This is a genomic window from Microbacterium sp. 11MF, from assembly GCF_000383475.1.
GTDB classification, from domain to species: Bacteria; Actinomycetota; Actinomycetes; order Actinomycetales; family Microbacteriaceae; genus Microbacterium; species Microbacterium aquilitoris.
The window spans coordinates 1,076,352-1,097,249 of sequence record NZ_KB911459.1 but is presented as its reverse complement, the minus strand read 5'-3'; the positions used below and the strand labels follow the sequence as shown (position 1 = coordinate 1,097,249).

The window sequence follows — 20,898 nt, the reverse complement described above, 5'->3', positions numbered from 1 at the left end:
CATGTTCCTGCCGATCCTCGCCGACATCGAGAAGGCCGTGCAGGCGGGCCTCGACGAGCACGCCAAGGCCGTCCTTGAGCGTTCAAACGAGCTCGCCCCGAAAGACACCGGCGACATGATCGCCTCCGGTTTCGTCAGCGTTGCTGACCTCACCGCCCAAGTCGGCTACCGAGACTTCGTCGCCCGGTATCAGCATGAGCGCCTCGACTACTCCCACGATGACGGCCAAGCCAAGTTCCTCGAGACCGCTACCGACGAGCTCACCGATCAACTAGCCCCGACCATCGGTCGACATGTTCGTGGGGTGCTCGGTGGATGACGAAACCCTCACGATCCGGCTCTGTGAACTCCTCGGGACCGTCCCCGGGTGGGAGTGGCGACCCGCAGGGCCCGCCTACAGCGCCTCAGAGGTCGGGATCTTCTACGGAGCTATCCCGGCATCACCCGATCGAGCCATCGGAGTGCGCGTGTACGCAACAACCGACGACCCCCAGACAGGCGAGTCGCAACGTCGGGTCCAGTTCTGGTTCCGCGGCCCACGCAACTCCCCGAACGGGGCAGACAAACTCGCATCGCCCACCTTCGCGATGCTGCAGAACCTTCCCCGGACGGGAGGGATAAGCGGGATCTCCCGCGTGTCCATGGTGCCCCAGGGTGCCGATGGTAACGGCCGCACCGAGCGGTCAGACAACTACCTCATCACCCTCGACAATTTGGAGGCGCTCACATGAGCAATGCAGTTCCCCTCCCCGCAGGCACGGTCCTCGGGAAGTCCTACGAGCACGGCATCGACATCAACCTCGGAACGTACGCGTCTCCGTCCTGGCAGCCGGTCCGCCGCATGTCGGGGTGGGCGCCCACGTTCCCCAAGGTCACCACGGACGTCACCACGTACGACGACCGCGGGGCAACGAACGAGGAAGTCACCGGGCGCGGATTCGCCGCCGACTTCACCGTCCAGGGCAACCGTTCCACGACGACCGGACTGTACCTTCCCGAGCTCGAGGCGATCGTCGCCGCTGCCCGTGCGAAGGGTGAAGGGGCTGTCCTCGACATCCGCTTCTACCACAAGCCCGAAACCGGCACCCCGTCGCCCAACGATGCCGGCCGCGCGCAGGTGACCGTCGAGCTGTCCCGCCAGAACACGGGCAATGCGGAGACCGAGACCTTCGCGATCTCCCTCGCCGGTAAGGGCGAGTACGAGCCCATCGAGAACCCCTTCCAGGGTTGGGGTGCGACCGTCCCGGTCGTCTCCTACGTCAGCCCGCCGAACGCCGGCGACGGTGACCTCATCACCATCAGCGGTTCCGGGTTCCTCGGTGCCACGTCGGTCACGATCGACGGCGACGAGGTCGAGTTCACCGCGGTCAACGGTGCATCCGTCATCGCCGTGGTACCCGTCGGCGAAGCGGGCGCTGTCCCAGTGGTCGTCACCACCGAAGCCGGAGCGTCGACCGCGTTCACCTTCACGCGCGGCGCGTAACCCGTGACTGCTGTCGACTTCGAAGCGTGGGCAGCACCGAACCTCGAGATCAAGCTGGGCGACCGTACCTACGCGGTGCGGCCGCCCAGCGTCGAGGACGCGAAGCTGATCCTCGCCCTCGCCGTACGTGGCGAGGTGAAGCTGGGGATGGTCAAGGGCAAGCTGCCATCAGAGATCGATGCCCTGATCAAGACGATCCCCAAGGATGCTCACCCCGCTCTGGGTGACACCTACGAACGGTTGCGGCAAGACGGGCACCCCGCCGCGACCATCGACCGAGTCGCCTATTACGCGATCTTCTTCTGGGCGCGGGGCAAGGCGTACGCGGATTCGCTCGCGGCGATCCTGTGGACCCCCCGCGAGGTAGAGGGAGCTGATGCGAGCCCAAAAGGCTAGTCACGGCCGAGGACTGGGCGCCATACGGGGTCGGTGAACCGGACGCAGACGGATGGTACCCGGACTACCGGACTCCGCCCGCCGACGTGCTCCCAGAACCGGTCGCGCAGAAGCAACAGACCCCGGACGTGTCCATCCTCGACCTGGTCACCCATTGGCGTCTCGTCGTCGCAGATCTCGCCGAACGAGGCGTCGACCTGTACGCCGAAGACGTGCTCGCCAGGCCGTGGCCCGGTATCCGCACCCTCATCTTCAGCCTCCTGGACAGCCGCACACGGCTGAGCGTGGCACTAAACCAGTAGGGGAGTACCTATGCGCGTCGCGGAACTCGAAGTCCTCTTCACCGCAGACGACAAGCCCCTCGAAGCCGCAGGCAAACGGGCTGACGCCACCGTCAAGCGCCTCAACTCGCAGAAGATCCAGCTGGATGCTGACGACACAGCTGCGATCGCGGGCATGGAGCGGGTCGAGACGCGGGCCAAGCAGCTCGTCTCCAAGGACACCGCGCTCCGTGTCAACGCGAACATCGACGAAGCGCAGAAGTCCGTCGACACGATCGAGAAGGAGCTCGACTACCTTCGCTCGCTCTCCACGAACGTGCAGGTTGACGCGGACGTCCAGCGAGCCGAGAACAAGCTCCGCGGCGCGCGTCGTGCCCTCAACGCCTTGGAAGGCGCTCGCGCCGAAATGGTCGTGGATGTCGACGACGACCCCGCCAAGCAGAAGTTGTCGTCAGTTGAGGACTACGCGGGCGACGCTGGCGACGACGCGGGCGCGGAGCTCGGTGAGAACCTGATCTCCGCTCTTGTTGCCATCCCCATCGCAGGCGCGGTGATCGGTGTCGGCGCTGCGGTCGGTAAGGCGCTCATCGACGGCGCGCGGAAGGCTATTGGCCAGGAAGCTGGCCGGGATCGTCTTGCCGCGCTGACAGGTCTCGACGAGGCCGATGCGGGGCGCCTCGCACGCGCCGCCGGCGAGGCGTACGCGAACGTGTTCGGCGAGTCCGTCGAATCCAACATGGACACCGCTCGGCTCGCGCTGCAGTTCGGGATCCTCGACGCTGATGCGTCCAACCGCGACGCGCAGAAGGTCATTGAAGGCCTCGCGGGTATCGCGGATGTTCTCGGCGAGGACGTGAAACCGGTCGCTACGGCGGTCAGCACCCTCCTGAGCACCGGGGTCGCGAAGTCCGCGGAGGAAGCCTTCGACCTCATCGCGGCGGGGGAACGCAACGGCGCGAACAGGGCCGACGACCTCCTCGACACCCTCACCGAATACCCGGCCTTGTTCTCCCGGCTCGGTCTCGAGGGCGACGAAGCACTCGGCCTGATCAATCAGGCCCTCGAGGGCGGCGCGCGTAACAGTGACCTCGCGGCGGACGCCCTGAAGGAGTTCCAGATCCGCGCGACGGACGGCTCGAAGACGTCAGCAACGGCATTCGGCGAACTTGGTCTCAGCGCTGACGAGATGACCGCGAAGATCGCGAAGGGGGGCGAATCCGCCCGCGACGGGCTGGCGCTCGTCCTCGACAAGCTCCGCGAAACCGAGGACCCGGTGCTCCGCAACGCCGCCGCTGTGGGGCTGTTCGGCACACAGGCCGAAGACCTCGGCGACGCGCTGTTCAAAATGGACCTGTCCAACGCCGTCGAGCAGCTCGACGGGGTGACCGGCTCAGCCCAGCGCATGTTCGACACGCTGGCCGACAACGACGCGACCAAGCTCGAGCAAGCGCAACGCAACATCGAAGTCGCCATGAACGGCATCCAGGGCGCCCTCGCTGCAGCGTTCTCCGAACCGCTTGGAGACGTAGCCGAGTTCGTTTCGCAGAACCGTGGCCCCGTACTCGAGTTCCTGTTGCAGATGGCCAATGGCGCTCTCGACTTCGGTGAGTCCATGGTCATCGCGGTCGCTGATGGGACGGAAGCGTTCGGCGGGTTCGTGGCGGGTCCGCTCGCGGACACGGTCGAGGGAATCGCCGGGATCATCGATGTGATGAATGGCTTCGGCGAGCGACCGAAGGAGCTCGACGACCTCGCCGAAAGCATGCGTGGGTTCGACTCAACAACCGCTGACGCTGCCGATCAGATCCGCGAAAACCTCCTGCCTGGCATCGACGACGCCCGAGACCGATTGAACGGCTTCGGCGACAGCGCAGTGGCGATGGGGTACCTGAACGACGCCTCCCTGCGTCTCGCGGATGCGATCGCGAACGTTGGCGACGAGTCAGGTGACCTGGAAACCCAGACGAAGAAGGCTGTCGCAGCGTTGAACGACGAGATCACCGCGGCGGAGGACGCCGGGGAAAGTCAGGACGCCCTCTCGGATCGGTTCCGCGTGGGAACTGATGCGATCCGCGATCAGATGGTGCAGTCCGACCTCACGAAGAACGAGGCTCAGAAGCTCATCGACACCATCCTCGCCACGCCCTCATCGAAGGGGACGACGTTCTCCTCGAACGCGTCCGACGAAGAGCAGAAGGTCGCAGACCTCGCGTCGCGAGTCGAGCGCCTCCCGAACGGTGACGTCGTCATCCGTGCCTCCACTGGTGACGCGCAACGGTCGATCGACAACCTGATCATCCGCAACAGCGGACGGCAGATCGTCATCGGCTCGCGTGTCGCCACCACACAGGCCATGGGTGGTGTCGTCGACTTCTACGCCAGCGGCGGGTTCCACAACCTGACACCGATGCAACCGGTGGCGCAGATGGTCCCCGCGAGCACGTGGCGTGTCGTGGGCGACCGCAGCGACGTGCCGGAAGCGTTCATCCCTCTCGACGGGTCCGCCCGCTCGATGGGGATCCTGGCCGAGACGATGCGCCGCATGGGCGTCCCCGCACCCGCAGGCCCTACCGTCGACAGCGGCAGGGGAGCGTCAGTGCAGGTCATCGATCACGGCACCTACTACGCGTACGACCCCCACAAGGTCGCCGCGGAGAAGGAAGAGAAACTGCGCCGCGCGCTCGACGCTGCGGGGCTGTCGTAAGCGACCCAAGGAGGCCATAGATGCCGCTCGTACTCGCTGCGACACCCTCAGCACCCGAGGTCGCCCCCGAAGCGTTCGCGCCGTGGCCGATGACGTGGACGGGGTTCGACGGATCCTTCTGGGTCCTGTCGGGCCCCGACGCGTCGAACCCTCGCATGGGACGCGGCGTCAAAGGTCTCCACCTGCCCCCGGTCGACGTTTTCACGTCTCAGACGCCCCTCGTCCCCGGTGTCGATGTCGTCGGGTATTCCCTGCCCGAAAGGTCAGCGTATTGGCCGCTCCTGTTCCGCGCGTCGAGCTCGGAGCAGTGGCGGGTCGAGCATGCTGCGTTCTTCGACTCCTTCCACCCCGTGCGAACCGGGACGTGGACGGTCGGGACCGGCGACACAGCGCGCAGCATCGACCTGCGCGGAGCGTTCACCGGTGGGCACAGCTTCGATCGCGACCCGTTCGTCACCGGCCTCGCATGGATCGGGATCGACCTGTACGCGCCACGCCCACTGTGGCGAGGGCAACCGGTCCGCCAGACGTTCCTCGGAGCCGAGGCCGGCGTCGACTTCATCCCGGACGAGCCCGGCGACATCTACTACCTCTCCTCCGACTCGTCTTTCGCTCTCGCGAACATCGACAACCCGGGCAACGAACCCGCCTACCTGACATGGACAGTCCACGGACCCGCATCGAGCATCGAGCTCGGTGTGGACGGGGCGATCATCGAGGTCCCCATCCCCGTCCCCGACGGTTCCACTCTCGTCATCGACACGGACCCGGCCCGGCAGTTCGCCACGCTCGACGGTGAAGATGTCACCCCCGAACTCGGGTTCCAGGTGTTCGGCCCGGTTCCGGCCCGCGGAACGTCCCCCCTCGTCATCCAGGCGGAGGGCACCGGTTCAGTGGTCGCGGAGCTCACACCCTTGTATTGGCGGGCGTACTGATGCAGCGCGACCACATTCTCGTCGAGATCCAGGATGCGACCTCAGCGTTCGTGAAGCAGCTTCTTCCCGCCGAGACGACGAGCGTTCTCCGCTTCAACAAAGCATCCACCGCGCGGCTCACTGTTCGCGACTCGCACCCTGCTGTCACGCATCTGATAGCGGCGGGCGCACGCGCCGTCGTGTGGATGATCAGCCTGGATGGCAGCGTGTTGACGAAGCGCCGTCTCGTCGAGGGCAGGATCGGCCCCCTTGAGGGAGCTGGCCCTTACGGCAACGTGACTGTCACTGTCACTGACGACTTCTCCTGGTTCACGAGCATCCTCGGATGGCAGGACCCAGCAGCAGCAGTCACAGCACAAACCAGCGAGTTCGCGACCTACAGTGGCCCCGCGGAGACCCGCGCGTTGGCGGTAATAGCCGCCGCTGCGGCGCGGCTCAACCTCCCCTGGAACGTCCCGACGTCCACCGGGAGAGGGCCGGTCGGAGTGAGCCGGTTCCGCATGGACCAGCTGTCAACTGTCATCGACATGCTCACTACGGCGCGGCTACAGCTGACCCTTGAGCGGGATGCCACGACCGGGCGATGGGACGTCAGCATCCGCGAAGGGTCAACCTACGCGCGGCCGCTCACCCCACAATCGGGAGTCCTGTCTTCCTGGAACTGGTCGATGCAACCAGCCACCGCAACCCGCGTAGTCGTCGGCGGTGCCGGAAGCGGCACGGACAAGGAGTACCGGGTCGTCGTCGACGCCGCGCGAGAAGCGGCCCTCGGGCGCGTGCTCGAAACCTACGTCGACGCGTCGGATGCTGAGCCGGGCGCCGACCTCACCCCCTACGGCGTCGAAGCCCTCGCTGACAGCGCCGCGAAGGCCAGCGTCACCGCGAACTTGCGGGAGACGTCCTGGTTCCGGTTCCCGACCGCATACGAGCTCGGCACCCGCCTCCCCGTGCAAGTCGGCCCGGTTTCCATGCACGACCTTGTCAGCGAGATCACCGTGACACACGCCAACGGGTCGGGTTTCACGGTGACGCCCCGGTTCGGGTTCGCCGACACCGAACCGCAGATCCGTTTCACGAAGTACGTCGCGGGGATCGCGAAGTCCGTACGCAGCTTGGAGAGAAGGTAACCATGGCGATCGTTTCCAAGGGGTACGAGCGAGCCCTGACCTACGCGGAGCACGGGCAGCTCCTGACCTACGCCGGCGCGACCTACTCAGTCTTCGGTGCTTCCTCGTTCGAGGTCGTCCCAAACCCCGCCGACCGTACCCTCAACGTGCAACCTGGGACCGCGTCGGGTCGCGGAGTACTCGACGTGTCCTACGACGTCGAGGCAGTCGGAGCCGTCGCGGTGCCATCTGGCAGCCGGTGGGACACCGTTGTACTGCGGCGCGACTGGGCAGCGAAGACGAGCACTGTCGTCGTGCTGAAGGGCACATCGACGAAGGCCCTCGCCACGACCCGCCAGAACGTGCCCGGTGTGATCGACGACCACCCTCTCGCTCTGGTCCGGTTCACCGCCGGGCAGCCCTCCGCGCAGGAGGTCGTCGACCTCCGCGTGTGGAACGGAGACGGTGGCGCCTCAGCCAATGACGCATTCGTCCGCACCTTCCTCGAGCGGATCGGCACCCGTGTCACCGTGGGGTCGGCGGTGTGGGTGCGGCAGATCGTCGCCGGAGTCCCCACCTGGGTCGACGCTCGAGCGGAGATCACCGAGGCGACCACCACCGGCACGGATGGCGGCGGCGGGAAGCTGGCGAAGTTCACCCCGGAGGGGCGCCTGGCTGTCGCGGACCCGGAGACGAACGCTCACGTCGCGAACAAGCGGTACGTCGATGCGGCCCTGAAGCCGACAGCGGATGCTGTCACGAAGTCCACGGCGGTCGGTACCGGCACGGGCGGCGGAAAGCTCGTCCAGTGGAGCCCCACCGGGAACCTGCTGATGTCAGATCCGACGCAGCTCGGTCACGGGGCGACGAAGCGGTACGTCGACAACCTCACCGACTCGACGACGTCGGGAGCGAGCGGTGGGGGAGGGAAGCTCGCCCGGTTCACCCCTGAGGGCCGCCTGGGCATGTCCGAGCCCACCGCGCTCGAGCACGGCGCGACGAAGCGGTACGTGGACAACGCGACCGACTCGTCCACCTCGGGCCTTACCGGGCCGGGGAAGCTCGTCCGCTTCACGGCTGGTGGCCGCATCATCGTCGCCGACCCGACCGATCAGGACAGCGTCGCGAACAAGCGCACCGTGGACACAGCCGCCGCGGCAGCGAAGGCCTACACGGACGTCGCCGCGGCCGTCGCGAAGGCGTATACCGACAGCTCTACCGAAGCGTCCGTGTCGGGCCCGTCGGGTGGGAACAAGCTGGTCCGGTGGTCCGCGAGTGGGCGAATCGAGATGGCGGACCCCGCGACGCCGGAGAACGGTGCGAACAAGCGGTACGTCGACAACGCCACGGCCGGTTCCACGTCTGGTCCGTCCGGTGGTGGGCAGCTTGCCCGGTGGAGTTCGGGCGGCCGCCTCGACATGGCCGACCCTGCTACCCCGGAGAACGGTGCGAACAAGCGGTACGTCGACCAGAAGACGGCCGACCTGCCCGCTGTGCGCAGTGGCGGGTTCAACGCGGACGTGTGGAACCGGAACCTCACCGGCACCCGCCGCGCCGCGTACATCACGAACGAGGGCTCGGAGCCGACCTACCTGGGTCACCAGTCGTCGGCCGCGAAGTACAAGCAGGACATCGCCGAGATGGAGATCACGGACGAGCAGCTCCTGTCGGTCGCGTTCGTCATGTACCGGTACCGGGAGCAGGTCGCTCAGCACGGGTCGGATGCTCCGGTCGATGCCGGAATGATCGCCGACGCGCTCGACGCGGCGGGTCTTGGCTGGGCTGTCTTCTACAACGAGGACGGCGACGTCGAGGGCATCCACTACGAGCGCGCGTGGCTCGCGATGCTCCCCCCGGTGCAGCGCGCGATCGAACGTCTCGGCGTGATCGAGGAGCGTCTTGCCGCGCTCGAGGGCCTGACGGCCTGACACCCACCTACGGAGCCCCCGGTAACCCCGGGGGCTCCGCCGTTCCCGGAGGAGCCTCATGGTTCAGCTCGCCTCGCCCGTCCCGTACGCATCCACGACCCCTGGGTTGCCTTTCGGCGCTACGAACGTGAAGCCGTACAGTCGCGACCGCCCCCACATGGGGAAGGACTGGAAGTGGAGCACGGCTCGGCCGGGCCAGTCAAAGCAGGTCGTCGCTCCAGCTGCGGGGATCATCCGCACCGCGTTCAACGATGGCGGCCACCACCTCGGTTGGGGCAACTACGTCCTCATCCAGATCACTGACCGTGCGCAGGTTCGCCTCGCGCACCACCAGACAGGGACTGTCAAGGTCCGCGAAGGGCAGAAAGTCGCCCTGGACCAGCCGATCGGGGTCATGGGGGACACGGGCGAAACGAACGGTGTGCACCTGCATGAGGAGCTCCTCATCGACGGCATCCGCGTCGACCCGGACCTGTACCGCGCCCCTCATGGTCGCCACCTGCCGGGCCGCCCGGTGATCGCGCCGCCGAAGCCCGCCCCCGCATCCAACAAGCCCAAGCCGGCGACTCCCGCCATCACTCCGGAAGAGGAAGACATGACCGTTTACGTGCAGGCGAAGGGCGACAAGGTCGTCTACGAGGTGAAGGACGGCCGCCGCCGTCGGGTCGATTCGGGGGAGTGGGAGGTCATCAAGAGCGCGTTCACCGCTGCGGGCCGGAAGCTCCCGTACTCGAAGGGCAAGCAGAACCTGAAGCAGGTGCAGAGCATCCCCGAACTGGGGAAGTGATGCGGCGGCGGATTCTGCGGCGCACGATCTGGGATGCTGACGCGATCAGCCCGGATGAGTGGAAGTTCCGCAACCTCATGCGGATCGCCCTCCCGGTGTACGACGCGATCGTTATCGGTGCTGGTGCGTGGGCGATGCTGTGGGGGTCACCGATCCTGCACCGTCTGTTCCCCGATCAGGTGATCGTCGTGCTGGGCGCGTTGCTGGCGGCCGCTGGTGTCGCCTGCGCGATCGGTGTCATCTTCCCCGCGCTGTGGCGCCTCGAGGTGATGTCGAAGGTTGCGCTCGTCGCCCTCCTGGGTACGTACGCCGTTGTGGTGTTGCTGTTCCGTTCGAGCCCGGACCCGTCGTCCGCGTTCGTCGTGTTCATCTTGCTTCTCGCGTTGCCCCTCCCGTTGTTCAGGCTGAGCCTGCTCGGGGAGGACATCAAAGAGCGACGCGAGGAGGAAGCCTGAAATGGACCCGCAGCACATCGTCACCATCGTCGTCGCGATCATCGGTCTCCTCGGGATCGTGGTCACGTTCATCGGCACCAGGGGGAAGACGAAGACCGACGCGAAGACCGCGCTCGATGCTCGTATCGACGCCCGCGTTGCGGAGCAGCTCGAGGGCGCCTGGACGAAGATCGGCTCCCTCGAGGGGCGGGTCAACGAGCTGGTCGAGAAGGACCGCCTCAAGTCGTCCGCGTTCGCCCGCATCCTCCGCGCCATCGCCCGCCAGTGGCCTTCCGACCACGGCCCCGACCTTGACCCTTCCGACATCGCCCTGATTGAGGACACCATCCCGCCGACGTGGTTGCGCCGGCAGAAGGAGACATCATGAGCTTCGCTTTCACGCTGGACCCGCTCGTGGTCGTCCAGTTCGTCATCTCGTTCGTCCTGCCCGTCCTCGTCGGCCTGGTGACCACTCGTGTCACGTCGGGCCGGTGGAAGGCTGTGCTCCTCGCCACCCTCACTCTGGTGACGTCGCTGCTCGTCGAGCTCGCACGCACCATCGGTTCCGGTGAGGTGTACGACCTCGGGGTTGCACTGTTCTCCGCACTGCCCGCGTTCGTCGTTGCCGTCGCCGGCCACTTCGGCTTGTGGAAGCCCACCGGCGTCGCTGACAAGGCGCAGACGGTCCTGATCACCGCTGAGGAGGGCTGATGGTCGACTACTTTGACCAGCCGATCGCGGTCGACCCGACCGGGAACGATGGCACAGGGACGCTCGTGCCGAACGCGGAGTTCGAGGTGTTCGCGGGGACCGACCTGTCCTTCACCACACCCCTCGCCGTGTATGAGGCAGTGTCTGGTGCGGAGATCAACCCGCTCGTCTCGTCGAGCGTGGGACAGCTCCCGCAGTTCCGTGTCGAGGGTGACCCCGAGTTCGTGATCCTGAAGTCCGGGCAGTTCGAGGTGCGTCTCCGGTCGGTGTTCGGCGCGGCGAAGCAGGCCGTCGCGGACGCCGGGCTCGGCCCTGAGGTGATCGCTGAGGTCTTCCAGGCGAAGAACGACGTCGAAGGCCTGGCCGCAGACATCACCACGGCTGTGGGTACGGCGACGGATGCTGCGACCGCGGCGGGAGACTTCGCCACCGCAGCAAGCACGGCGGCATCCGATGCGAACACGTCGAAGGAAGCGGTGCAGGCTGTCGTCGCCACGAGCGACGGCATCATGGCGCCGATCCTCGCCAGCCCGACGACCGCGTCCGGTGCTGCACTAAGGGCCACGTTCGTACGGTTCGTGGACCAGGAGGGCGACCCGCTCCCCGCCGGCTCGATCACCACCATCGTCATCAACACGACCACAGGCGAGATCGACGACATCGTCTACGAGGAGGCCTGACCGTGGCTTACATGAAAGACTCCACCGGCCGGCGGCTCGACAGCTTCCCAGTCCTCAGCCAGCTGCGTGCCGGGAATGCTCTGCTGGGGCTACGCCCGTGCGCGACACGCACTCAGCTTCTCCACGCACGTGACTCCCAGGCGAACAGCCAGAGCGATGGGGTCGTCACGACTCAGACGTCGATGACCCGCCACTACTTCCCTGACGACGCCGTGGGCGTTCGGTTCGTGTACGGCAACTCCGCCTGGTGGAACACCCTCCTCACGAACAACGACATCACCATCACCGCCGCGATCAAGCTCGCTGGCGTTCTCTACCAGATCACCTTTGACGGGCGAACGTCCAAGCTGATCAACCCGCTCGGTTACGCAGTCTCAGATGTCATCGCCCCGCGAATCCCGGCTGGCACGTGGCTCGAACTGCGCACCTCAGTCACCGTGGCTGCGGGGGAGAAGTTTCCGGCCACGCATGTCGTTTCCTCGGCGGATGGCATCGCCGATGGACGGTTCGACGGCAGCGATCAGACGATGGTCGGCAGCCCATCGTGGAACGGGACGACGAACGTTCGCGTGTACGGGCCCGCCGCGATCATCGGTCAGGTCCCTCGGGCAGCCCGACCCTCCGTCCTCATCGACGGCGACAGCATCACCCAGGGCGCCGGCGACACGTCCAACCCAACCATCCCGTACGACCGCGGATGGGCCGTGAAGGCGATGGCAAACGAGTTCTCTTACCTGCAGGGATCGCTCTACGGGGACTCTGCCGTCAACCTCGTGCCCTGGCTCCGTGATCGGGGAAAGTTCGCTGGCTGCACCGACTACGTCATCTCCGCGATGGGGTCGAACGACCTCTACGTGAACAGCCGCACGGCCGCCCAGTTGCAGGCTGACGTAATCGCCCGCTGGCGGCTCTACGCTGACCGCGGGTCTCGTGTGGTCGGCGTCACCGTCCCGCCGCGCACCACCTCAACCGACTCGTGGGCGACCGTCGCGAACCAGACGATCAGCGATGCCACCAAGAACGGCCACCGTGTGACCTACAACAACTGGCTCCGCGATGGTGCGCCGCTGGACAAGAGCACATACGCTGCAGCCGCAATCGGTGCACCCGGTGCCAGTGTCATCCGGGCGGGCGACCCAGTCCACCCTCTGTTCGGATTCGTGGACATCGCCGACCTGGCCGAATCCGCACGCGACTCGGGCAAATGGTCCGTCACGGCTGGCACTCCCACGGCGGATGGGACCCATCCCGCGCCGGCAATGGTCACCCGCCTTGCCGGTGGGATCAACCTCGCCGCAGCAATGCCTGCCTACTGAAGAACTCGTCGCGCGCCCGAGGCGACACGCGCTGAGGGCGCGCGACTGGCGCTTCCGTGCATGGTGTCGATGACCAGGGCAGCTCCTGCGCGGTTCAGAGGGGCCGCGGCCAGTCGCTGGTCAGCGGGTCATCCTGAGTCGCGTACCAAAGTTCCTTGTAGTACTCGATCGCCATGAACAGCAGCGCGTGGGGTCCGTTGTGGTCGCGGATGTCGTCGCCGCGGTGTGTCTCCACCTTCCCGACCGCACGTGAGAAGAACTTCTTGGAGTGGATGCCGTTGAGGGGTTCTCGCCGTTCGTCGGGGGTGTGGCGGTCGTAAATAATCTGTCCGTCGGCAACTTCCGCTCCCGGTGGCACAGTTGAACACACCAAGTCCGCTTCGTACCGGTAATAGACCTGAAGGTAGTTGGCATTGTCACCGTGCTGGTCGCTGTTTCGGGCGTCGAGGATCCAACGCAACACGTCGTCGTCCATCTGACGGCGGTGTTCAGCGTCCCACCACTCTCGCAAATCGCGCTTGGTCCTCGAGGCGTCGCGTTCCCCGGAAACGCGAGCCAGAGACTCCTCCCGCATGGCTTGCGCGGCTGTCCTGATCGCGGCGACCGCAGCGCCGAAGACGCGCCTGATGCCGTCTTCGTCATGCTGCTGGGGGAAGAGCTCGGCGAAGTGCTTCGCCTCACGCAATTTCGACTGACTCGACATGCCCGACTCCTCCAGTTCGTGAGCCTAGCGATTCATCGCTCAGGTCGCAGAGTCGCTCGACCGCTCTTCACGTCGTTGGCGTAGCCCGGAGGAGCACGTCGAGGCCATACTGGACGCACTTCGCCAACGCGGATGGGCCGTAGTGGCTGATGCGACCGCCGCGTGAGCGAGGCTCTCTGGCCCGCCCACTGAACGCTCTAGGGGGGGGTATCAGTAACGCCGCCCTACATAGTTCAGCCCCCGACTGCCTCTCTTGAGGTGGTCGGGGGTTTTGCTTGTATGTTGTCCGCCAGGGGGATGAAGATGTCCCTCGCAATGGGGGTTCAGAATGGCGCGTGCAATCGTCCGGGCATCGATCAATGGCCCATCGCCGAACAACAAGCAGCAGGAGCTCCGAAAGGTGCTCGCTAACGCCGGTTTTCGGAAGATCGGAACGGCTGCGTATGAGGGCCGTTTCCCGACCTCGACGGATGCGTTCGCGGCTGTGCAAGACGGCATGGATTACCTGGACGCTTTGCCTGCCGGTTATGAGATCGACCACCTGTGGGTTTACCTAGACCGAACCTGACGCCATTGTTCAGCCCGTAGCCGGCGTCCTCACGGATGCCGGCTACGGGGGCTGTTCCGCGTTTCGCGGAGGTCGAGCGATCTACTTGTCGATCGCGCGGGCGAGGATAAGCACCGCTTCCCAAATGCCCTCGAGCTGCCGATGGATGTCGGCCTCCGCCGGGTTGTGGCCAAACCGACCGCTTGCCTTCAGGTGGGCGACGTTCGCGGCGATCGCCTTGATCTCGTCTTCAACGTTCATGGGACCTGATCCTGCCACGCTCCGACCCGCGCCGCTCAGGCGGTGCGCAGCTCGAGCAGCTGCCAGCCGGCGGGCACCTTCGCGAACAGCGCGGCCCGGTCGTCGGCCTCGATCTCGCGGATGCCATCGACGCGTCGGAACGTGGCGGTCGCGGTCAGGGCGGTGCTGCCCTTGATCATCTGCACCGGAGCGCTGACGAGCTCGAAACCGGCAGGGAGCCGCGCGATCGCGGCCGCGTGGATCTCCTCGAGCGAGTTCCCGGTCAGGTCGACAGCTTGGGTCTCGCTGGGGCGCATCGTGCCGAGGTACATGATGATCAACCTTCCGTGTCGATGACGATGTAGGTCCGCATCGCGGGGCTTTTCGCGACCCAGCCTTCGACGGCTGCGATAGCCGCTTCCTTCGACGGGTACTGGCCGAGGATCTCGGTCGCCGGCTCGCCGACGAACCAGCCCTTAGACCAGGTTCCGTTGTCGTTGTAGCTGTTGCCGTAGACGACGGTCGCGATCATCCGGCCGGTGCGCTCCTCAAGGTCACGCTTGATGTCGGCCATCTTGTTGACACTGTCGTTGGAAGTGTCATTGGCGTAGTTCGGGGCTGCCGTCTTGACGTCCTTCGTCACGCTGTCGATGACTACCTTCGGCAGAGGCTCGGCCTTCTTGACGAGGATGTTCTCGCCCGAGCTCAGCTTGACCGTCATGTCCTTGCGCATCGGGTCGATGTACTCGCCGTTGATCGCCTCAGACGTCGCGTCGTCGACAATGTCGCCTGTCTTGGCGCCGGCAGGCGTCGCAGACTCGGGGGTCGGGCTCGCAGCCGGCGTCGCGGAGGTGGCGACTGCCGCGGGCGCAGCCTGCTCGGGAGTACATCCGCTAAGAACGATCGCTCCGGCGGTCAGGAGGGTCAAAATCGGGAGTCGAAGGACAGATGGCGTGACGGGCATGAATGCGATCCTATGAGCGTCGCGAGACAGCGTTACGCCAGACGATCACTGATCGCCGGCCACCGTGCGCTTCCCACTCGACGCATACGACGCGGTCGTTCCACCCGGTCGCGGTCGCCGGGATCCGCGTCGCTGGCCCCGCCGCCCACGAGATCCACGCCCATACTGGCTGCCCGCGGTTCGTCCACTCGAACGGCTGCGGGCCGAACGCCTGCTGGGGGAGCGTGGTCGCAGCGCGGACGTTCGCCGACTCCATGATGCGAGCGTCGTTGAGGGTGTCGTAGTGCGCCTCGTAGCGGCGGTTCTTCGTCACGGGTGGCCGGGATCCTTCCTCCGGCCGAGGATGTCAGGCTACGCCGACATGAGCCCGCAAACTCGGACATCCAGAAGGTCAGCCGGATGGACAAAAAGTAGTGCAATAATCGCTACGTGACTGCTACCTCCACCCTGCGTCAGTATGTCGGCACGCACCCCTGGCTGACCTTTCGGGTAGACATGAGTCGACTATCCCACGTGGTCTGGATGCTTCTGGGTGAAGCCGAGTCGAAGTGCGAGCATCTCGCCGGGGCCGCCCTCACGCCGGAGATCGCGGCGGAACTTCACAAGGTCTTCCTGACCAAAGGCATCCACGGAACGACGAGCATCGAGGGCAACACCCTGAGCGAGGACGAGGTCCGTCGCCGCATCGACGGAGAGCTTGAACTCTCTAAGTCGCGGGAGTACCTGGGCGCCGAGATCGACAACATCCTGGCTATATGCAACGACCTCGCGGACGAGATGCGCCTGGGAGGCGACTTCTCGCTCAGCGTGGCGCGAATCAAGGAGTTCAACCGCCGGATCTTGGACGGACAGCCGTTGCGCGAGGGAGTGATACCCGGTCGCACACGAACGGACAGCGTCGTCGTCGGTTTGTCCGGTTACCGCGGCGCGCCTGCGGAGGATGCGGAGTACCTTCTCGACCAGATGGTGGACTGGCTCAATCAACTTCAGGCACCTGACGACCAGCCCGAAATGCGATTCCCGATAGCGGTAATGAAGGCGATCCTTGCCCATCTCTACATCGCCTGGATCCACCCATTCGGCGACGGCAATGGTCGCACCGCACGGATGATCGAGTTTCAACTGATGATCGAGGCCGGCGTCCCCAGCCCGGCCGCGCACCTTCTCTCCAACCATTACAACCTCACGCGTGATGTATACCTGATCGAGCTCGACAAGACGAGCCGGATGCCGGGGTACCCGATCGAGGGATTCGTGCGGTACGCCGTCCAGGGGCTCGTAGACCAGCTTCGGGAGCAAATCCAGATCGTCCGGCAGCAGCAGCTCTCAGTCACGTGGGTCAACTACGTGCACGATATGTTCCGAGACGAGGACACACCGGCAAAGCGACGACAGATGCACCTGGTGCTCGACATGCCACCTGGAGAGGTCGTTACTCGTGCGAAGCTCCCTGAGGTATCCGCCCGTGTCCTGAGGGAGTACGCGAACAAGGAGTCCAAGACGATTTCGCGTGACATCAACGGACTGCTTAATCGACGGCTCATCGTACGCTCGGGGCGTGGCTTCCGAGCCAACAGGGAGCTGATCGAGGCATTCCTTCCGATCCGTCTCCAATGATCGAAGCCACCTTGCCGGCTGACTCGTTCGAGGGCGGTGAGCAACCCAACTGCCCCGCCTGCGGGACGGTTATGCGCGACGTCGACGGCGGTTACGAGTGCAGATTCGACGGCACACGCATAGATGTCCCCTATATCGAACGTTCCCCCGCGGGCGACGCCTTACCTGGCGTCCTCGGATGACAGCCGTGACTCAAGCGCGCTGAAGACCCGCTTCAGCATCTGCAGGACACCATTCAGGCCAATAGCGGCGACCGATGCGGCTACCCCGACGATGAGGAAAATGTTCGCCCACGCGGCTAGGCCTGCTTTCAGGGCGGCGTCGCTCGGGTCGAACAGCACATCAATCTCTACGTCAATCGAACCCGACCAGAGGGTGAATATCACGGCACCGATCAGGGCAAGAGGTCCGAGGATGGCGAGGAACACGAGCTGCGGTATCGGTGCGTCGAAGATCGAAGGTCGCGCCCGGTCATCGCCACTGAACATCGTCACGACGCGAAACCTATCGTGCCGCCCACTGTCAGGTGTGGGCGCGCGTAGATGCGGTGCCCGACGCCTGAGCCCGCGGGGGATGGTTTGATGCTCACTCGACGCACTCTAGATAGTCGGCGCTCAGGCCGTTCTGCATCTGATCGGTGTAGCCCGACACGGTGTCGGTAGCGTCCTGGACCAAGCCTGTCGCTCGCTCAATCTCGGACGCGTCGGGGAACCCGCTGCTCATCTCGGTCGCGATGATCTGGAGCGCTTCGTTGTAGTTCAATGCGATGTCGCTGTTAAAGCCGGTGACCATGTCGAAGAGGTCACCGGCGACCTTGACGCAGATCTCTGGTGCGCCAGACTCGACGATCTTCTCGACCTCCACTGTCTCTGCTGGGACGGGCGTTGGCTGAGCGACTGGCTCGCTGTGCGAGTTGGCAGCGCCCCCAATGATGCCCCCGATCACCAGGCCCGCGACGCCAACACCGATGATGGCCCAGTGCCGACGAAGAAAGTGCGGCTTCTTCTCAGCGCTTGCTTTTGGTCCGACCGGCGCGGGTTCCTGAGGTGTCGTGGCCGGTTCGGCTGCAGCGACAGACCCTTGTTCGAGCCACTGGCTCCCGTCCCAGTAGCGCGCCTCATTGTTGGCGTGCGCCGCCGGGTACCACCCGGGTGCGGGCAGAGGTGTATTGGTCATGATGGTCCCCCATACTGACGGCGCACCGCTGTGCCGTTCTTTGGTGAGAGTAGCGCCATCGGGCCCACTTGAGGACACGCAGACACTTACGCCCAATTCGAGTCGGTGGTTGCTCTTGGTCTACTGTTTGGACTCATGTCTTCGGGGGAACGACACGGGGGAGTGGTCGACGCAGTGCTGGACGGCGGTGAAGCGACGTTGGCATCTGTCATGCATGCCACGTCGGCGGACCCATCGATCCCACTTCTTGCAGCCGTTCTCGTGCTGGGGGTCATACTGCTGCGCTCGAGCAGGGTCGGTGAACCGCGCAAACTCGTGGTGGCGTGCGAGGCTAGCGGCGTGACCTCCATGGATGAGTTCGATGACGGCGCGCAGCCAAGATGCCCTGCCTGCGCGACAGTCATGCGTGACATCGACGGCGGGTACGAATGCGCATGGGATGGGACCACCATCGATGTCGCGTGGGTTGAACGCCCGTCAGCCCCCGACGGGCTGCCAGGCCTTCGCGGAGGGTGAGCTCGAGGTGCCGGCGGAGCCCGTCGAGGCCGCGATCTCGGCCGCAACGATGGCGAAGACATTGGGCGTGTCGTACGAGGTCGTGCTCCGCCTCGCGAGAGAAGGTGAGATCCCTGCCTTCCAAGTGGGGAACCGCTGGCGCATGTTCCCCAGCGAAGTGCTCGATCATCTGAGGGCGAAGGCGCCCACCCCCACGGAGGGAGAGGCCCCGCTGATCCCGCGACGCACCACGACACGAGCGCACGGCCCTGACAGTCCAGGCGTGCGGAACCTGAACGACGTCGACGAGTTCCTTCGGAGGATCGACCCTCACGACCGTTTGACGCGCGAGGCGACGATCGAACGGCTCAAGGGCGCTGGTTTCATGTGACGGAGAAGCCCCCCAGGCTGATCAAATCTGGGGGGGGGCGTCTTCGCGCGGAACGGCTCAGTCTTTCGGGTTCACGTCCTTCTTGCAGAGGATCTTCGCGTTTGCCCACACGGCGGTGACTGCGTCGGAGTTCGGCGAGACGACCGAGAGTCGCAAGCGCATGGCGTCTGTGACGTTCAGGCTGATGGCGGTGGGCTTACCCAGCTTGAGCGGGACCGATCCCTTCGATGGTGTGGTGCTATCGACGGTGATGTAGCTGGTTCCGGAACTGTCAGAAGGCGATGAGTCGTCTGTGCCAGAAAGGGCAGAGAACTGCTTGCACTGGAACGAGAGATTGAACTCCGACCACGATGTGCGGTCATTCTTCGAGCTCCCGGCAATAGCCTCGGGGTAATAGACGCCTGCCATCGTGGCTGCCTGAGCGTACGGCTCGTACCAGCCGTAGCTTGCTTTCGAGTCGACCGTCTTCTGCCCGGCTAGCGGGAACCACTGCCAGACGACTGTGCTGCGGCTGCTTGTCGACCGGCTGAGATCCTTGCCGGCCGTCGTGCCGGGGTAGACGATGCGGTAGGTCGTCGTCCCGAGGCCCACAGCCTTCACCTTCGCGGCGAAGGTCTGCTTCGACGTGACGGTGGGCGTTGCGCTGAGCGTCCGCCAAGCCGCCCCCGCCTTCACCTGAACGATCAGCTTCTTGCCTTTCAGGTTCGAGGACGCTCGTCCCGAAAGGACGATGACCTTCCCCGCGGTGACCGTCCCGCCACTGGCGGCAGCGATCTTGCCAAGCACCACCGTGGTCCGTTCGGCGGCCGAGGCAGGGCTCGGAGCCGCCAGAAGACCGAAACCGACCGCAGCGGCAATGACCGCCACCCCCACTCGCGATCGCGTGAACGCTGATTTGCGCATTAGTTCTCCCCAGAACATGCGGGGCCCCATGACCCCGCGCGTTCGAAGCATAGGGGCGTGACGAGCTGGTGAGCCAGCATCAGTTTTCGAACAGGTCCCGACCTACTCGTCTTCACATGAGTGCGGCCGCCGACCAGTTTTGTCACCTCCACCGATTGCCGATCCTCATTGGATCTCGGCCGGGCTTACTCGCTCCGCCGGAAACCGCGCACATTGACTACCGGCGTCGGCTCGTCGGTCAGCTGACGCAATCGGATCGCGATGCGGCCGGAGATCTGCGTGCGGTCCATACCCAGCCGAGGAATCGCGTCTCGTGCGGCTTCGGCCAGGTCGGCGTACATCCCTCGCAGTTCCAGGTATGCGTCTGCCAGCCCCGCGGGGTTACCATCCTCCAACCAAAGTCGAACCCTGCGCGTCGCGGCAAGTCTTCCCTCATGCCATGCCCTCGTCGACGCCGCCAGACGCTCATCGGACGGTTCCAGTTCATCAATGCGTTGCCACCACCGCGGTCCCTCCTTCTCGACCAGCTGATCAAAGGCCTGCTGGTTGCGCAATTGCTCCTCCAGGAGCTGGAGGCCCGGACCCGGGTCGGTCCGGCACAGTTCGCGAAGCACTTTGTCAGCCGTTGACCACGGGATGACCCAGCCATCCTGTTCCCGGAATGCAGCCGGATCCGATGTCAAGAAAGTGGGCGAGACGCCGCACTGCGCTCCGAGTCGCTCGGCGTCGCGGACAAGGAGGACGCCTACGACGGTCGAGAACTCCGCAATATCCGCATCGACGTATCGATCGAGGAGCGTAGCCGCGATGTCCCCGATATGGGTCGGAGGGCTGGGTTCGGAAACTCTCTCCCACCGCTCGACTCTCGCCAGGTACTCTCCGCGTTCCGACCACCGGACTCTGCAGCGAGAAGCAGGAGCCCATTCGGCAGCGCCCGCCTTGTCCCGGTCGAGGTGCTGTATTCGTATGCGCTTGGGGTTGCCAGCAGGAACTGTCAGGAGTTCAACCCTGCGCCAACGCCGTGGCTTGGGATCCCAGTAGAGCCACTCCGAACCCTCGTCGCGTTCAGTCATCGAGTTCGCCATGGCAAGAGCTTTCCAG

Annotated in this window: 27 protein-coding genes and 1 pseudogene; 19 read left to right on the top strand and 9 right to left on the bottom strand. The window is 65.3% G+C overall.

All coding sequences use genetic code 11. The features are described from left to right. The first annotated feature begins 1 nt into the window (after position 1). From H286_RS14450 to H286_RS0105325, 16 genes and pseudogenes are all read left to right on the top strand, one after another. Positions 2-319, top strand: coding sequence for a hypothetical protein (locus tag H286_RS14450; RefSeq protein ID WP_020097387.1), 318 nt, complete (start codon positions 2-4; stop codon positions 317-319). Further along, the gene (locus tag H286_RS0105390; protein WP_155900297.1) at positions 312-731 is read left to right on the top strand and encodes a minor capsid protein; all 420 of its coding nucleotides are present in this window, start codon (positions 312-314) and stop codon (positions 729-731) included. Before H286_RS14450 ends, H286_RS0105390 begins: the two co-directional genes overlap by 8 nt. Next, a complete protein-coding gene (locus H286_RS14680) occupies positions 728-1,483 on the top strand; it encodes a phage tail tube protein (protein WP_020097385.1) in 756 nt (251 codons plus the stop codon). Before H286_RS0105390 ends, H286_RS14680 begins: the two co-directional genes overlap by 4 nt. A 3-nt stretch (positions 1,484-1,486) precedes the next feature. After that, positions 1,487-1,879: a DUF7426 family protein gene (locus H286_RS0105380; protein ID WP_020097384.1), complete on the top strand. Its 393-nt coding sequence runs from the start codon at positions 1,487-1,489 to the stop codon at positions 1,877-1,879. Positions 1,880-2,007: 128 nt separating this feature from the next. Beyond that, complete coding sequence (locus tag H286_RS0105375; protein WP_155900295.1) at positions 2,008-2,181, top strand: hypothetical protein; 174 nt, start codon at positions 2,008-2,010, stop codon at positions 2,179-2,181. A 10-nt stretch (positions 2,182-2,191) separates the two neighbouring features. Then, complete coding sequence (locus tag H286_RS14675) at positions 2,192-4,864, top strand: phage tail tape measure protein (protein ID WP_020097382.1); 2,673 nt, start codon at positions 2,192-2,194, stop codon at positions 4,862-4,864. 20 nt (positions 4,865-4,884) lie between these two features. Next, positions 4,885-5,799: a hypothetical protein gene (locus H286_RS0105365; protein ID WP_020097381.1), complete on the top strand. Its 915-nt coding sequence runs from the start codon at positions 4,885-4,887 to the stop codon at positions 5,797-5,799. Beyond that, the gene (locus tag H286_RS0105360) at positions 5,799-6,926 is read left to right on the top strand and encodes a Gp37-like protein (protein WP_020097380.1); all 1,128 of its coding nucleotides are present in this window, start codon (positions 5,799-5,801) and stop codon (positions 6,924-6,926) included. Before H286_RS0105365 ends, H286_RS0105360 begins: the two co-directional genes overlap by 1 nt. Positions 6,927-6,928: 2 nt before the next feature. Next, positions 6,929-8,833, top strand: coding sequence for a hypothetical protein (locus tag H286_RS0105355; protein ID WP_020097379.1), 1,905 nt, complete (start codon positions 6,929-6,931; stop codon positions 8,831-8,833). 58 nt (positions 8,834-8,891) lie between these two features. Continuing rightward, positions 8,892-9,242 (top strand): annotated as a pseudogene (locus tag H286_RS15255) (M23 family metallopeptidase); the annotation flags it as partial. Positions 9,243-9,254: 12 nt separating this feature from the next. Continuing rightward, a complete protein-coding gene (locus H286_RS15135) occupies positions 9,255-9,620 on the top strand; it encodes a hypothetical protein (RefSeq protein ID WP_231370893.1) in 366 nt (121 codons plus the stop codon). Then, on the top strand, positions 9,620-10,075 hold the full coding sequence (locus H286_RS0105345) for a hypothetical protein (RefSeq protein WP_020097377.1): 456 nt from the start codon (positions 9,620-9,622) through the stop codon (positions 10,073-10,075). The genes H286_RS15135 and H286_RS0105345 overlap by 1 nt, the downstream gene beginning before the upstream one ends. 1 nt (position 10,076) lies before the next feature. Continuing rightward, positions 10,077-10,442 (top strand): hypothetical protein, encoded by a 366-nt coding sequence (locus H286_RS0105340; protein ID WP_020097376.1) that lies wholly within the window; start codon positions 10,077-10,079, stop codon positions 10,440-10,442. Beyond that, positions 10,439-10,765, top strand: a complete 327-nt coding sequence (locus tag H286_RS0105335) for a hypothetical protein (protein WP_020097375.1) — start codon at positions 10,439-10,441, stop codon at positions 10,763-10,765. Before H286_RS0105340 ends, H286_RS0105335 begins: the two co-directional genes overlap by 4 nt. After that, positions 10,765-11,445, top strand: coding sequence for a hypothetical protein (locus tag H286_RS0105330; RefSeq protein WP_020097374.1), 681 nt, complete (start codon positions 10,765-10,767; stop codon positions 11,443-11,445). Before H286_RS0105335 ends, H286_RS0105330 begins: the two co-directional genes overlap by 1 nt. A gap of 2 nt (positions 11,446-11,447) precedes the next feature. Beyond that, positions 11,448-12,761 (top strand): SGNH/GDSL hydrolase family protein, encoded by a 1,314-nt coding sequence (locus H286_RS0105325; RefSeq protein ID WP_155900293.1) that lies wholly within the window; start codon positions 11,448-11,450, stop codon positions 12,759-12,761. A 94-nt stretch (positions 12,762-12,855) separates the two neighbouring features. Here H286_RS0105325 and H286_RS0105320 read toward each other — a convergent pair whose 3' ends face one another. Further along, on the bottom strand, positions 12,856-13,464 hold the full coding sequence (locus H286_RS0105320; protein WP_020097372.1) for a hypothetical protein: 609 nt from the start codon (positions 13,462-13,464) through the stop codon (positions 12,856-12,858). Between the two features lie 328 nt (positions 13,465-13,792). Between H286_RS0105320 and H286_RS14910 the strand changes: the two genes are divergently transcribed. Continuing rightward, complete coding sequence (locus H286_RS14910; protein WP_155900291.1) at positions 13,793-14,032, top strand: hypothetical protein; 240 nt, start codon at positions 13,793-13,795, stop codon at positions 14,030-14,032. 81 nt (positions 14,033-14,113) lie between these two features. Here the strand turns inward: H286_RS14910 and H286_RS14905 are convergent, their stop codons facing one another. The 4 genes from H286_RS14905 to H286_RS0105295 are packed head-to-tail and all read right to left on the bottom strand — an operon-like array spanning position 14,114 to position 15,528. Continuing rightward, entirely contained in the window at positions 14,114-14,272 is a 159-nt protein-coding gene (locus H286_RS14905; RefSeq protein ID WP_020097370.1) for a hypothetical protein, read from the bottom strand. Between the two features lie 35 nt (positions 14,273-14,307). After that, a complete protein-coding gene (locus tag H286_RS0105305; RefSeq protein WP_036324123.1) occupies positions 14,308-14,583 on the bottom strand; it encodes a hypothetical protein in 276 nt (91 codons plus the stop codon). Between the two features lie 5 nt (positions 14,584-14,588). Continuing rightward, positions 14,589-15,179 (bottom strand): hypothetical protein, encoded by a 591-nt coding sequence (locus H286_RS0105300; protein ID WP_231370892.1) that lies wholly within the window; start codon positions 15,177-15,179, stop codon positions 14,589-14,591. 46 nt (positions 15,180-15,225) lie between these two features. Then, positions 15,226-15,528, bottom strand: coding sequence for a hypothetical protein (locus tag H286_RS0105295; RefSeq protein WP_020097367.1), 303 nt, complete (start codon positions 15,526-15,528; stop codon positions 15,226-15,228). A 209-nt stretch (positions 15,529-15,737) separates the two neighbouring features. Here H286_RS0105295 and H286_RS0105290 point away from each other — a divergent pair, with 209 nt between their 5' ends. Then, positions 15,738-16,832 (top strand): Fic family protein, encoded by a 1,095-nt coding sequence (locus H286_RS0105290; protein ID WP_231370908.1) that lies wholly within the window; start codon positions 15,738-15,740, stop codon positions 16,830-16,832. 161 nt (positions 16,833-16,993) lie between these two features. Here H286_RS0105290 and H286_RS0105285 read toward each other — a convergent pair whose 3' ends face one another. Both H286_RS0105285 and H286_RS14780 read right to left on the bottom strand, forming a co-directional pair. Continuing rightward, positions 16,994-17,326 carry a hypothetical protein gene (locus H286_RS0105285; RefSeq protein ID WP_020097365.1) on the bottom strand — a complete coding sequence of 111 codons (333 nt, stop codon included), beginning with the start codon at positions 17,324-17,326 and terminating at the stop codon, positions 16,994-16,996. 91 nt (positions 17,327-17,417) lie between these two features. Beyond that, positions 17,418-18,008 carry a DUF2510 domain-containing protein gene (locus tag H286_RS14780; protein ID WP_081630832.1) on the bottom strand — a complete coding sequence of 197 codons (591 nt, stop codon included), beginning with the start codon at positions 18,006-18,008 and terminating at the stop codon, positions 17,418-17,420. A 454-nt stretch (positions 18,009-18,462) separates the two neighbouring features. Here H286_RS14780 and H286_RS0105275 point away from each other — a divergent pair, with 454 nt between their 5' ends. Continuing rightward, positions 18,463-18,894 (top strand): helix-turn-helix domain-containing protein, encoded by a 432-nt coding sequence (locus H286_RS0105275; RefSeq protein ID WP_020097363.1) that lies wholly within the window; start codon positions 18,463-18,465, stop codon positions 18,892-18,894. A 57-nt stretch (positions 18,895-18,951) separates the two neighbouring features. Here H286_RS0105275 and H286_RS0105270 read toward each other — a convergent pair whose 3' ends face one another. Further along, on the bottom strand, positions 18,952-19,761 hold the full coding sequence (locus H286_RS0105270; RefSeq protein ID WP_020097362.1) for an NPCBM/NEW2 domain-containing protein: 810 nt from the start codon (positions 19,759-19,761) through the stop codon (positions 18,952-18,954). A gap of 221 nt (positions 19,762-19,982) precedes the next feature. After that, positions 19,983-20,882 (bottom strand): hypothetical protein, encoded by a 900-nt coding sequence (locus H286_RS14900; protein ID WP_155900289.1) that lies wholly within the window; start codon positions 20,880-20,882, stop codon positions 19,983-19,985. Between the last annotated feature and the right edge of the window lie 16 nt (positions 20,883-20,898).

Coding starts and splice junctions, on each gene's coding strand:
- H286_RS14900 (WP_155900289.1), bottom strand. CDS start 20,882: ATGGCGAACTCGATGACTGAACGCGACGAGGGTTCGGAGTGGCTCTAC.
- H286_RS14910 (WP_155900291.1), top strand. CDS start 13,793: ATGGCGCGTGCAATCGTCCGGGCATCGATCAATGGCCCATCGCCGAAC.
- H286_RS0105320 (WP_020097372.1), bottom strand. CDS start 13,464: ATGTCGAGTCAGTCGAAATTGCGTGAGGCGAAGCACTTCGCCGAGCTC.
- H286_RS0105340 (WP_020097376.1), top strand. CDS start 10,077: ATGGACCCGCAGCACATCGTCACCATCGTCGTCGCGATCATCGGTCTC.
- H286_RS14905 (WP_020097370.1), bottom strand. CDS start 14,272: ATGAACGTTGAAGACGAGATCAAGGCGATCGCCGCGAACGTCGCCCAC.
- H286_RS0105360 (WP_020097380.1), top strand. CDS start 5,799: ATGCAGCGCGACCACATTCTCGTCGAGATCCAGGATGCGACCTCAGCG.
- H286_RS0105305 (WP_036324123.1), bottom strand. CDS start 14,583: ATGTACCTCGGCACGATGCGCCCCAGCGAGACCCAAGCTGTCGACCTG.
- H286_RS0105275 (WP_020097363.1), top strand. CDS start 18,463: ATGTCGCGTGGGTTGAACGCCCGTCAGCCCCCGACGGGCTGCCAGGCC.
- H286_RS0105345 (WP_020097377.1), top strand. CDS start 9,620: ATGCGGCGGCGGATTCTGCGGCGCACGATCTGGGATGCTGACGCGATC.
- H286_RS14675 (WP_020097382.1), top strand. CDS start 2,192: ATGCGCGTCGCGGAACTCGAAGTCCTCTTCACCGCAGACGACAAGCCC.
- H286_RS0105330 (WP_020097374.1), top strand. CDS start 10,765: ATGGTCGACTACTTTGACCAGCCGATCGCGGTCGACCCGACCGGGAAC.
- H286_RS0105290 (WP_231370908.1), top strand. CDS start 15,738: ATGCTTCTGGGTGAAGCCGAGTCGAAGTGCGAGCATCTCGCCGGGGCC.
- H286_RS14450 (WP_020097387.1), top strand. CDS start 2: ATGTTCCTGCCGATCCTCGCCGACATCGAGAAGGCCGTGCAGGCGGGC.
- H286_RS0105335 (WP_020097375.1), top strand. CDS start 10,439: ATGAGCTTCGCTTTCACGCTGGACCCGCTCGTGGTCGTCCAGTTCGTC.
- H286_RS0105365 (WP_020097381.1), top strand. CDS start 4,885: ATGCCGCTCGTACTCGCTGCGACACCCTCAGCACCCGAGGTCGCCCCC.
- H286_RS14680 (WP_020097385.1), top strand. CDS start 728: ATGAGCAATGCAGTTCCCCTCCCCGCAGGCACGGTCCTCGGGAAGTCC.
- H286_RS14780 (WP_081630832.1), bottom strand. CDS start 18,008: ATGACCAATACACCTCTGCCCGCACCCGGGTGGTACCCGGCGGCGCAC.
- H286_RS0105355 (WP_020097379.1), top strand. CDS start 6,929: ATGGCGATCGTTTCCAAGGGGTACGAGCGAGCCCTGACCTACGCGGAG.